The 13,061-nt window shown below is 38.5% G+C and carries 8 protein-coding genes; 4 read left to right on the top strand and 4 right to left on the bottom strand.

Annotation, left to right across the window (positions count from 1 at the left end; translation table 11 throughout):
- Both ricT and R3E32_00745 read right to left on the bottom strand, forming a co-directional pair.
- Window positions 1-1,443, bottom strand: coding sequence for a regulatory iron-sulfur-containing complex subunit RicT (ricT, locus tag R3E32_00750; GenBank protein MEZ4883231.1), 1,443 nt, complete (start codon window positions 1,441-1,443; stop codon window positions 1-3).
- Between the two features lie 196 nt (window positions 1,444-1,639).
- Window positions 1,640-2,764, bottom strand: coding sequence for a hypothetical protein (locus R3E32_00745; protein MEZ4883230.1), 1,125 nt, complete (start codon window positions 2,762-2,764; stop codon window positions 1,640-1,642).
- Window positions 2,765-2,834: 70 nt separating this feature from the next.
- Here R3E32_00745 and R3E32_00740 point away from each other — a divergent pair, with 70 nt between their 5' ends.
- The 4 genes from R3E32_00740 (at window position 2,835) to R3E32_00725 (ending at window position 9,816) form a co-directional block, all read left to right on the top strand.
- Window positions 2,835-3,254 (top strand): 6-carboxytetrahydropterin synthase, encoded by a 420-nt coding sequence (locus tag R3E32_00740; GenBank protein MEZ4883229.1) that lies wholly within the window; start codon window positions 2,835-2,837, stop codon window positions 3,252-3,254.
- 258 nt (window positions 3,255-3,512) lie between these two features.
- Entirely contained in the window at window positions 3,513-4,466 is a 954-nt protein-coding gene (locus R3E32_00735; GenBank protein MEZ4883228.1) for a hypothetical protein, read from the top strand.
- Complete coding sequence (locus R3E32_00730) at window positions 4,467-8,240, top strand: T9SS type A sorting domain-containing protein (protein ID MEZ4883227.1); 3,774 nt, start codon at window positions 4,467-4,469, stop codon at window positions 8,238-8,240.
- 67 nt (window positions 8,241-8,307) lie between these two features.
- On the top strand, window positions 8,308-9,816 hold the full coding sequence (locus R3E32_00725; GenBank protein ID MEZ4883226.1) for a T9SS type A sorting domain-containing protein: 1,509 nt from the start codon (window positions 8,308-8,310) through the stop codon (window positions 9,814-9,816).
- A gap of 82 nt (window positions 9,817-9,898) precedes the next feature.
- Here R3E32_00725 and lpdA read toward each other — a convergent pair whose 3' ends face one another.
- Window positions 9,899-11,302, bottom strand: coding sequence for a dihydrolipoyl dehydrogenase (gene lpdA / locus R3E32_00720; GenBank protein ID MEZ4883225.1), 1,404 nt, complete (start codon window positions 11,300-11,302; stop codon window positions 9,899-9,901).
- 140 nt (window positions 11,303-11,442) lie between these two features.
- Window positions 11,443-13,056, bottom strand: coding sequence for a 2-oxoglutarate dehydrogenase complex dihydrolipoyllysine-residue succinyltransferase (gene odhB, locus R3E32_00715; GenBank protein MEZ4883224.1), 1,614 nt, complete (start codon window positions 13,054-13,056; stop codon window positions 11,443-11,445).
- Between the last annotated feature and the right edge of the window lie 5 nt (window positions 13,057-13,061).

Below are 13,061 nucleotides of genomic sequence, written 5' to 3'. Positions count from 1 at the left end.
TTAATCATCTTTTTTTCTTGGTCCATCATTTTTTCGATTTCGAGAATTGCGTCTTCGTACATTCCCACCCTTGTTATCTTCAGACTTATCTGTATCCAAAGGTTTTTTTGTAGCATCTTTAGGAGTAGTAGGATTTCTTTTTAAAGAAGTTTTTTTCGGTTTTACTCTTTTTGGCTGAGTATTATCTGATGGATTGCTTGGTTTACTTTTATCAGAAGGAGGATTCGGTTTCGCTCCTTTTCTCTGGTTATTTGACGTATTGGGATTGTTCGGTTTCGCATTTGGAGAAGAACTTCTGGCACTTCCTGAGCGACGTTTTCGATTCCTCCTTCGTTTATTTTTTTCGATGGGGTCCAAAGAATCCAATTCAATTTCTCCTACACCGTCTTCAAATCCAATTTTAGCCGCATAAGCCTTTATAAACGTTGAAGAAACAAAGGTTTCGGGAATTTCTCCATTAGAATTCATTTCCAAGATTTCATTCACCCGATCGACACTCAGTGTATGAACAGCCCTAGTTTCGAGGAGCGAATACCACATCAAACGTTTGAAAATATCTGTCTTCAATAACCTTGCCTTGCCTTCTTTTGTTTCGATAAAATCTGCATTTTTAGGAAAATCCTTCAATGCATCCATGTACATATTCAACTCGTAGTTTAGGCAACATTTGAGCCGTCCGCACTGTCCAGATAATTTCGATTGATTGATAGCAAGATTCTGATACCGAGCAGCAGTCGTAGAAACCGACTTGAATTTGGTGAGCCAAGTAGAACAACACAATTCTCTACCACATGAGCCAATTCCACCAATGCGACTTGCTTCTTGACGAGAACCAATTTGACGCATTTCGATTTTCACTCTAAACTCTTTGGCAAGTGACTTGATAAGTTCTCGAAAATCAATGCGATCATCGGCAGTATAGTAAAACGTAGCTTTCCTGCCATCTCCCTGATACTCAACGTCTCCAATTTTCATTTGTAAATCAAGCTTACGAGAAATCACCCGTGCCATCAACATTGTTTCGTATTCCTTTTCCTTTGCTTCTTCAAAACGATCCAAATCACGCATAGTCGCCAAACGCACAATACGAGGTAATTCGGAATCAATAGGTACATTGCGTTTTTTCATCTGCAAACGCACCAATTCTCCACTCAAACTAATATTGCCGATATCAAATCCGCCGGTTGCAGCTTCCACTACAACTGTATCTCCTGTATGGCAATCAACATTGTTTTCATTGCTATAAAAACTTTTTCGGCTTCCATTCTTAAAGCTTATTTCTACTATCTTGAATGGATTTTGCTGTGCGCTGTATGGCAAATCTACCAACCAATCATATACGTTCAATCGATTGCAACCGCCTGTACTACAATCGCCATTACTAGCACAGCCTGCGGGTTTACCACCTTTTTTCGACCCAGAACTACAAGAACTGCATCCCATACTTTTACCTATTTATATAGAGTCGAATATTGAAAAAGAATAAACATACACAATATGTTTATTATTACAATCCTTTTATCTATCGTACTTTATCAATCATTCGATATCTTTCTTTGAAAAAAAACACATCCAACTTTTAACAATTATCTCCTCTGGATGTGTGAGGAATAGTATATATAAATCCCTTACGGGAAAATCATTGTATTGATTCATTCATGAGTACTCGATAAGAATCCATCACTTGTATGGATACATGCAAAAACAATATTTTGGGGTTGGCATTTCGTTCGATATGATACGAAGCATTGTCCAAAAGTTGTATAATTGCTTCAAAGTTTTCCAAAGTCATTTTTTCCATCAATTGACGAGCAAATTGCAGTTCCTCATTGTCCAAAGAAATTGTTTTTGAATGCTCCATTTGAAGTAAAAGACTTTGCCTTAAGAAATACAAAGCATATTTAATAAAATTTTTCTGATTTTCACGCCCCAATTTAGCAATTTCTTCCACCCATTCCAATAAAATCCCCGACTGATTGGATAAACATGCTCCCAGCCATTTAATAAGAAGTTGCTGATTGTCATTATCACTATTCGACAACAACTCCAATGCCTTGTTGTAATCTCCCTCTGCCAATATCGCCACTTGACGTGCAGCATTTGCCGTTACGCCATGCCGATTCACCAAAGCTTCGCTAATTTCAGCATCGGATAGCCGATAAACACGCAACTGCTGTGTTCTCGACAAAATCGTGTTCAATATCAAATTCGCATTTTCAGCCACCAATAGAAAAACTGTATTGGCGGGCGGTTCTTCAATGAGCTTCAACAAACGATTGCCTTCTTTCCCTAAATATTCGGGCATCCACATAATCAACACTTTGTAGGTGGATTCATAAGCCCGCAAGCTCAATTTTCGGATAATGGCTTCACATTCTTCCCTCGTAATGTTCCCCTGTTTGTTTTCGGCTTTGATGTCTTGTAGCCATTGATAGACATTCATGTAGGGATGTTCCTGTACTGCTGTCCGCCATTCAGTCAAAAAATCGGTACTTTTCGCCTTGCTGCCCACAGTCGGATAGGAAAAATGAATGTCGGGGTGCATCAACTTATTGGCTTTGACACAACTGCGGCAAGTTCCACAAGCATCCTGTTCGCCTCGATTTCGGCATTGAAGGTACTGAGCATAGGCTATTGCCAAAGCCAAATTACCGCTGCCTTCGTTTCCCAAAAACAATTGTGCATGACTTACCTGATCGCTTTGTGCGCTATTGAGCAAGTAATTTTTGATAGATTGTTGCCCTATGACATCTTTGAATTGCAAATTCGCTGTTTTAAATCGTTTTCTAAACCATCCTTTTCTTTTGCTGTTAAGTAATGGATTAAAAAAAAGGATGGATAAAGATATGAAAGTTTCGGTTTTTAGAAAAGCTCACTTCAATGCTGCTCACCGTTTGCACAACCCAAATTGGAGTGAAGAAAAAAACAAAGCTGTTTTTGGCTTGTGCAACAACCCCAATTACCACGGACACAACTACGAATTGCAGGTAAAAGTAATCGGTGAGATTGACCCCGAAACAGGTTATGTCATTGACATGAAAATATTGAAGGACATCATCAAAGAGGAAGTCGAAGACCGTTTTGACCACAAAAACCTCAACCTCGACACCGAAGACTTCAAAAACCTCAATCCGACTGCCGAAAATATTGTGGTGGTAATTTGGAATCGAATACGTGCACGATTGCCTAAAAATTTAGATTTGGCGGTACGACTGTATGAAACGCCGAGGAATTTTGTGGAGTTTCCTGCTTGATGATAATGACTCCCAAAAAGATTTGGAAAATTCAATTTTATGGTTTAACTTAGAAATTCATAAGCAACTGACTATTTTTAAACCCACTATACAGATTTCTTGATGTATGCTCAAAAGGGTTGGTTTTGCTTCTTTCCCACTAAGCCCATTGAAAAAAACGCTTTTCCTTAATCCTTTAAATGTTGTTTTTTATGAAACGTTTTGGTGTATTTTCTTTTTTGAGAGGTGTTTATGCATTACCCCCCCCCTCTTATATGTTTGAAGAAAATTTTTCTGTTTTTTTGTTTTTCGACCTGTATTAGTTGGACGCTTTCTCTAAATGCTCAGCCCTTTACTTATGATTTTGCTTGTGGTTCAACAAATGTTCCAGATGATGGTTTTATAAGTACAAAAACCAACTGTACTTTTTCTGATGATTGTATGAGGTATGTTAGGGTAAATGTAGTTTTTGTACAGGATGGAAATGGTGGTGGAAATTTTAATTCTACAGGTAATCCATTTAATGATAATAATCTCCCATCTGATTATTCTGGAAGCGATTATGCACGAGATTTGATTGGTGAAATGAATCGACTTTTAGAAAATAATGCTGCTCCTAATATCTGCGATGGTTGGATGTTTAGAATAGACCCCCAATTTATTGGAGAACGCATCTTTACAACTAATGATATTAATGGGGGTGTAGGGTCAGGAGAATTAGTTTATAACCCTGAGGTAACTATTCCTATTGGTGAAAAAACAAATTTCAGGTTTCACCTAACAGAAGCACGGTATGTAGCTAATCAAGCTTACTTTAATAAAATTATAAACAAGGATAGTCCTATCTATCAGATGGTATTTGGATTAGACAATTTAGGGAATAGTTTAGATAAAGTGGGAGAGTATGAAATTTATATTTTGGGAAATGGGAGTACAAATGGAGGTAAGGGATCTTCGAATAATGCTGCCTTCATGTTTAGCACTCCTTCCAATATTGCTCATAGAGGGAATTTAAGCGCACAATTGGGACTGCATGAAATGGGACATGTGTTAGGTTTAAAGCATACATGGCAGTATGGATATGTTTGTGATGGCACAGATGCGGAATGTTTAGAATGTTCCTATTATAAAGAGGGAGAAACGGTGTGTCTTTCAAGTTATACAGGCAAAAATCAGTGCAATGGAGAGGAAAGCCCTGTATTAAGGTGTCCTGATAATTCATTTCCTTCTTGATTGAGCGATGAAAACTGCCAAGAGAGTGATTTTGTGGATGATACGCCACCTAAAACCAATTGCCCTACATTGTATTTAACACTTTCTCAAACAGCAACAAATAGTGGTGGTTTTACTTGGCCTATTCTTCTTTGTAATGAGCCAGAGGAAATATCCAATAATTTTATGGATTATACCAATAGAAAATTTTCCTTCACACATGGTCAAATATGTAGAGTTCAGGAGCGCCTTGAAAAAGCCGATTTTGGAATGGAGAAAGTACTGGGAAATAACTTAGTATATCAAGGAGTTCCTATTTTTGAAGAAAACTTTGACAATCAACAAAATTGTGACTTCACAGAAACTGGATGGACAGTACCGAACGGATGGACGATAATCACAGGTAATTCGAATACACTGAATAATAGTTGTATTGCTTCTTTTGAAGCTACTTCAGATATGAAAGGGGTATTTCTTAATCTAAATTCGTACGAATTCAATTTAGCCTTAGGAACAAATGAATTATCATTTGACTATAAAATTGAAAATTTCTCAGAAAAAGAATCATTTAAAGTTGATTTTTATCTTTTAAACCCTAATGAAGGGGGAGTTAGTTTAATGCAAATTAGAGATTTTAGCGATAGTGAAGGCTCTGTAAAATTACCAATCGAGAGTAAATATGGCGGAAGGATAGCATACCTAAGATTCATATATTCAAATAATATAGAAAATATTACTACTACAAGTCCTCCAACTGGGAAAATTTACATAGATAATATAAAAGTACATTCTACAGCTATAGAAATTTGTTCTAACCCCAATAACCTGTCAGTAGACTGTATTGGAGAAGAACAAGTGACACTCGACTGGAACATTCAATCGAACGCTGATTATGACATTCGTTACAAGGCTTTATCAGAAACAAGTTGGACAACTATTGAAGATATAGATGAACCTCCTTTCTCCCTTTCTGGTTTATCTGCTTGCGAAAACTACGAAGCCCAAATAAGTACAGTTTGTAGGGATTGCGAAGGTAACAATATTGAAAATACAGCTTTTAGCAACAGTATTTCCTTTCAAACAGCAGGAAGTACTTGCAACATAAGCCCTGCCAATACTACAAATCTTCCTACAATTACTGCTACTTACTTGAGTGGTTGTAGTTCTTATGAATTAGATGCTGGTAGTGGTTATGATAGTTATTTGTGGTCGAATGGTCAAACTGCCCAAGTCATTACAGTAAATGAAATAGGTACTTATACCGTTTGGGTGACAAATGGGGATGCTTGTAGAACGAGTTCTGAGGTGACTACAGAAGTACACATTCCTGAAAATCAAACTCCCACAATTGTTAGTGATAGAAATGATTGCGTACTCGGGAGTGTGCTACTTACCTTAAACAATCCAAATGTTTTGTATGATAGATGGCTTTGGTCAACTTCCCTTGAAGATTTTGGGATAGGGAATTCTGTTAGCCCTATTTCCATCGCAGAACGAGGTACTTATTCCCTAACCGTGGTCATAAATGGAGGCTGTTCTACAATAGACGAATACAAAGTAACCACCGCTAACTTAGGCATTCAAGCCAACCCCACTCCTCTCCAAATTACTGGTAATGAACTTTGGGACATCAGCGAAGATGATAATGTCATTACCGTAGATGGAATGGTTTATATTCAATCAGAAGGGGTACTTACCATTCAAGATGGAGCAATTGTTCAGTTTATGGGTGAAAATTCGGGTATTGTCGTAGAACGAGGAGGGGAATTGAGAGCTAACAATGTGGAGTTTGATGTGAGTGCTTGTAATGGAGATGATATTTGGAAAGGATTGGAGGTAGAAGGAAATTCTACCGAAGCGCATCCTATCAATTACCTAAGCAGTGGTAGTGCTGCACATGGCTTTGTGTATCTTCGAAATGGCAAGATTCAAAATGCTCTTGTAGGTATTGATAATGCAACAAATTCTGGTGGTATTGTAGATGTAAACAATGTCACCTTTGAAAACAATCTTGTGGGAATTGACTTTGGAGCGACAAATTATGACAATGAAGAAAGCAAAATTGAGAATTGTCATTTTCTAAATTCTGCTCCTTTTGCAGGAACACTTGGACAAAATGGCAACTATGAACATATTGTACTTCAAGAGATGACACTATCACCACTCATTCAACGAAATAAGTTTGAAACGAATACAACCGAATTAAGTGGATTAGCAAAAGGAACAGCAATTCAAGTAAATGCCTCTGCTTATGTGATTGGGCATATAAACTGCGCTGATTTGGGAAATGAATTTATCAATACCTTTCAGGGAGTAGCAGTAGTTGGCGTTGGGGCTGTTCAAGAGACTGTAGGAATTTTGAACAACCAGTTTGAAGGAGTGTACAAAGGGATTACTCTTAATGGGAGTATGGCAGATGTCGTTCAACGAAATACTTTTGAACTTCCTGCTCCTGAATTGGCAAATGATGATACCTATGCCATTTATGCTATTGCGAGTACAGGTTTTGATATTGCAGAAAATACGATTAATCGCAATGTCTCAGGTGCAAGTGATGTAGAAGGTATTGTAATTGTAGAGAGTAATCAAGGAGGAGTGAATGGCGGTGCTATCATTGCCAATAACATCAATGGTCATTTGGAGGTAGGCACTCAATTTGAAGGGAATAATGAACGCATAATTTTGGACTGCAATACCTATACAGGTTATGCCATTGACTGGTACATTGATTGGGAAGCTACGATTGGAGCGCAAGTAGGTATGTGTATTTCTTCAAATAAAGAATTAGCACTAAGAAACAATTGGCATGGTTCGAATAGCACGAATTTTCATATTTTCAACAATTCTTTCAATCCAGTTAACCTAAACTTGGGGGGACAGTTTCTTCCTTCTATTGTTAATGGAATTACAACTCCTACTTTAGCTTCTTGCCAATTTCCTGTTGATAATTGTGAGGCAATTCAATCCCAAACGTGTGACTTTATTTTGGGGCATAATGGAATCATTGTTGCTCGCCCAATTAACCCTATTCATTTACCTGTTCCTATAAGCTTCCCTGAACTCCATAATGGCAAATCTATTACTGACCCCCTAAATGGTTCTCCTTTCCCTGCCATAGAAAGATTACAACAAGCTTTTTGGCAAATGATGGATGAAGATTGTGGTCAAGACTGTTCGATTCAGCTACTAATCGCCCAAAATGAAGAATGGAGTAAGAGAATCTTGGTTGCTACTTACCTCAACAAACAAGATTTTACAGCAGCTAACAATGTACTGGCTACATTACCAACCCACAATACGCAGTCGATTCAGTTTTACAGTATCATGGATATGTTATTGAATTATCCTTTGGATGCTACAACAGAAAGTAATTTAACAGGCTTGGCTGCGAATCAAAATGACCGTTATATAGCTACTTTAGCTGAATCGGCATTAACAATCTATTTTGGACACCGTTTTACTCGGAATGCTCATCCTATTAGTTTGAATGGAGGAGGTAATAAGAGAGGCACAGAAATCTTAGAAAGTAAATATATGAATGCTATTCAAATGAATATGCTTCCCAATCCCGCTAAAAACTATGTGAATATTTATTTAGATAGAGCAATTGCAAAGACTCCACTATCTTTTTCTATTTACGATGCTTCAGGTGTTTTAGTCAAAAGTGTGACTATAGATGATTCCTCTACTTCATTCACTGTAAATACCAGTGAATTATCATCAGGGGTTTATTTTTGCCGTTTGTACAACGATAATTTTATTTATCAGCATCAAAAACTGGTTGTTTTACATTAATCTATTTCTTTACCAATAGGACTTTCCCATGTATTTGGGAAAGTCTTATTTTTTAAAATAGCTCAAAATGAAACACTTACTAATATTTCTATTTGCCACTTGCTTATCAGTAAATCTATTTTCTCAAAACTTTACCTACTTCAATAAAAAGTTGCAACTTCCAAGTACAAATTTAGTAGTAGTGGCAACTCTTCCACTTTCTAATGCTTATTTGGTTTTAGGAAACTACACAAATTTAGAGGGGAGAGTAGTCTTTATTGCCAAAATGGATATATATGGAGATTTAATTTGGATCCATTCATTAGAGGTTGCTCTCGAATTAGGAACAGATGGAGGGAGTGCAACAGGAACATGCTTAGTTCAAATAGATGAAAATAATTTTGCTGCTACTTATGGAATCTATAAAGATATTACTTTTGAAGATATTGATATAGCTTTGGTCAAGTTTACAGTTGATGGAGAAATTACTTGGAAAAGAACTTATGGAATGGTTGGAGAAAATCGAGAAAGGGCTTACCATTTATTACATACCAAAGACAATGGATTTTTATTGACAGGGTTTCGAGACATAGAACGTTTTCATTTTTACATTATCAAAACAGATTCAGAAGGGGAAGCAGAGTGGGAAAAAACCTATAGTTTGGGAGGAACTTCTGTTGCTTTCCATGCCAATGAGACCTTGGATGGGGGCTATATTTTCTCTGGATATGGAAAAAGTCCCATAACTGATTTTGATATGTATTGCGTGAAAACGAATGATAAAGGACAGTTACAATGGCAAAGGAACTATGGAACAAATAATTATGATTCTGGTTGTCAAGTAGTTCCTTTATCAGACGAAAGCTACATTCTTTCAGGAGGAATTAAAGAGGATGGCATTAGAAAAAATTATTATGCCAAGTTAAACAATTTGGGAAATATTATTTGGGATAAGATATATGACCTTCCTTTTCCCGATTTGTTTGCCATAGAAACAAAATTGATAATCAAGCCTGATAATGGTTTTATTGGAGTTGCAGTATATGAAAACGAATACGGAACCTATCAACCAATAATCATGAATTTCGATTCTCGTGGAGACACGCTTTGGACAAAAACCATCACTGCTGACCCCAATGCAAGTGTATATATACGAGACATCGAAAAAATTGAAGGAGGCTATGTCTTGGCAGGGCATCGTTTTTTTCCTCCCCCTCAATATAGTTGGATTTTGACGATTGATGAGGAGGGCAATACTTGTTCGGAAGGGAGGACTTATGCGGAGGATGATTTTGAAGGGTGTGATAGTACGGTGGTTTTTACGGATATTCCGCATTTCCCTACATCGAGTTCCTACCAAGTACAGATTGCGCCCAATCCCGCCCGCCAACAAACGACCATTCACTACCAAATTCCGAAAGAAGGCGTATTGAAGGTATATGATTATCAAGGGAAATTAATGGAGAGTTGGGAATTGAAAATGAATAATTCGAGTTTGACATTGGAGGTTGGAGATTGGACGAGTGGGGTTTATTTGTATCAGTTGGAAATTGGAGGAGAAAGACTGGAGAGTGGGAAGTTGGTGGTGGAGAATTGAAGTAAAAATTGACAAGCATTGCTTTGTTTTCATACAAAGCAATGCTTGTCAATGGAATATAAATTATTTACGAAACTTGTAATCACATATGCAACGCCCGATTCTCTGTAGCCGCCAAACAAGCTTCTTTCATCGCTTCGGCATAAGTAGGATGTGCATGACTCATACAAGCAATATCTTCGGCAGAAGCACGGTATTCCATCGCCACAACCGCCTCTGCAATCAAATCCGCAATACGAGGACCAATCATGTGAACGCCCAAAATTTCGTCCGTTTCTTTGTCCGCCAAGACCTTCACAAAACCATCCGTGTCCATACTCGCTCTCGCACGACCGCTTGCCGCAAAAGGAAACTTACCTGATTTGTAAGCCCTTCCCTGCTCCTTCAATTGCTCTTCAGTATAACCTACCCCTGCAACTTCAGGCCAAGTATAAACCACGCCAGGAATGAGTAGATAATTGATGTGTGGTTTTTGACCTGCAATCGTTTCCGCCACAAAAACACCTTCTTCCTCCGCTTTGTGCGCTAACATTGCGCCTTCAATCACATCCCCAATCGCATAGACACCTTCAACACTTGTTTGCAAATGTTTGTCGACAGGAATTTGTTTGCGTTTATTGGTTTCGATCCCAATGTTTTCCAAGCCCAAATTATCGGTATAAGGTCGGCGACCAACCGAAACCAAACAGTAATCTGCTTCTATGTTGATTTCATCGCCTTTTTTGTTGCCCTTTGCAGTAATCGCCACTACATCACCTTTGTTTTCTACGCTTGTTACACCATAGTTGAGGTAGTGTTTGATTCCCAGTTTTTTAAGTGAGCGAAACAAGGTTTTACCCAACTCGCCATCCATGCCTGCAATCAAGTTGGGCATATACTCTACGATGGTCACTTCTGTTCCCAATCGAGCATAAACCGAACCCATTTCGCAGCCAATCACTCCGCCTCCAATGACGACCATGCGTTTGGGTATTTCCTTCAAAACCAACGCCTCTGTTGAAGTAATCACCCGCTTTTTGTCAAGTTTTATGAAAGGCAAAGTCGAAGGTTTCGAGCCTGTAGCAATGATAACCTTGTCTGTTTCGATTTCTTCTTTGCTGCCATCGTCTTTGGCTATCGAAATTTTGTTTTTGGTGACAAAAGAACCATGCCCATGAAAAACGGTGATTTCGTTTTTGTTCATCAAGTAGTCAATCCCTTGCACATTTTGCTGCACTACTTCGCCTTTGCGCTTGATCATTTGCTCAAAATTCACACTTACTTCGCCTACTTCAATGCCGTGTGTTTTGAAGGTATGCGTAGCATTGTGGTAATGTTCGGTGGAATCCAGTAGAGCTTTTGAAGGGATGCAGCCTACATTCAAACAAGTTCCTCCCAAAGTAGGGTATCGTTCTATAATGGCTGTTTTCATTCCTAATTGAGCGCATCTTATTGCAGCTACATATCCTCCTGGGCCTGAACCGATAACGGTGATGTCGTATTTCATACGATTGTATATTTTACTTTTATTTAGTTGTTTATTCTAACTTGTTTCTTCAACAAAGTTGATTAAAGAAATTAATAAAAAACCCGATAGTTTTTCAAGATTGCTATCAGGTTCTTCATCATTATTTCACTTTTAGATGATTAAATATTCAAGAACATCTTCAAAGGTTCTTCTAATAATTCTTTGACCCGCACCAAAAATGTAACCGCCTCTTTGCCATCAACGATTCGATGGTCGTAAGACACAGCCAAATACATCATGGGGCGAATTTTGATTTCACCATTGATGACCATTGCTCGTTCTTGGATTTTGTGCATTCCCAAGATAGCAGATTGTGGAGGATTGATGATGGGTGTAGAATTGAGCGAACCAAATACACCGCCATTGGAGATGGTAAACGTTCCTCCTGTCATTTCGTCCATGGTTAATTTGCCATCACGACCTTTGATAGCCAAGTCTTTGATACCAATTTCGATGTCTTGTAAGGTCATTTTCTCCACATTACGCAAAACAGGCACAACCAAGCCTTTGGGTGTAGAAACGGCGACTGAAATATCCACAAAATCGTGGTATTCAATTGCTCCTTCTTCTACATCAATGTAGGCGTTTACGTCTGGAAATTCCATCAATGCCATGGCACAGGCTTTGGTGAAAAAAGACATGAAGCCTAATCCAATTTGGTGTTTCTCTTTGAATGTCTCTTTGTATTTGCTGCGAATCGCCATTACCTCGGTCAAATCTACCTCATTGAAGGTAGTGAGCATGGCTGTTTCGTTTTTTGCAGCCAATAGACGACGAGAGATGGTTTTTCGCAAACGAGACATTTTTTCTTTGCGAATATTGCGGTTGCCCATTTTTTCGATTGGAGTGGTTGGCTTTGTATCTGTTGAAGTCTCAGTTGAAGTGGTTTCTTTTTTTACAGTAGGTGTTGGCTGTTGTTGAAGGTGTTGGGCTACGTCTTCTTTGGTGATGCGGCCGTCAATGCCGCTACCTTTTAGATCCTTTGATTGCAGCCCATTTTCTTCTATCAATTTTGCAGCAGCAGGAGAAGGGTGTCCTGTGGCATAGGTTGTATTGGCAGGTGGAGGAGTTGTTGAAGTAGTTTTTACTTGTTCTTTATCGCTCTCCGTTTTATTTTGATTTTTGCTTTCTGGGCTTCCGCTTGTATCAATTTTTGCCACGACCGTTCCAACCGCTACATCATCACCTGCTTCAACCATAAAATGAACAATTCCCGCAGCTTCAGCAGGCAATTCCATATTGGCTTTGTCTGTTTCAACTTCAATGATGGGCTGATCCATTTCTACATAACTACCTTCCTCTACAAGTAGTTCTGCAATGGTAACTTCGGTAATAGATTCTCCACTTGTCGGGATTTTCATTTCTATCACTGCATTCAAGGGAGCGTTAGAAGTTGCATTATTGGTTTTGGGTTGCTCGACTTCTATTTCTGGTTTTGGTGTCTCTTTTTGTTCTACCTCTTTGATGCTTTTATCTTCTACAGGACTTGCTTCGCTGTCTGTTTCAATCGTAGCCACGATTGTTCCGACTGCAACATCATCTCCTGCTTCTACCTTAAAGCGAACAATTCCAGCAGCTTCGGCGGGCAGTTCCATATTGGCTTTGTCCGTTTCAACTTCCATAATCGCTTGATCCATTTCTACATAACTGCCGTCTTCTACTAGTAATTCGGCTATGGTAACTTCTGTGATGGATTCCCCACTTGTTGGGATTTTCATTTCTATAACTGCCATATTAT

The sequence above is a fragment of the Chitinophagales bacterium genome (assembly GCA_041392475.1).
Taxonomy (GTDB): Bacteria; Bacteroidota; Bacteroidia; order Chitinophagales; family UBA2359; genus JAUHXA01.
Note: the sequence above shows the minus strand (reverse complement) of the source record. Positions and strands in the feature narration are given on the sequence as shown.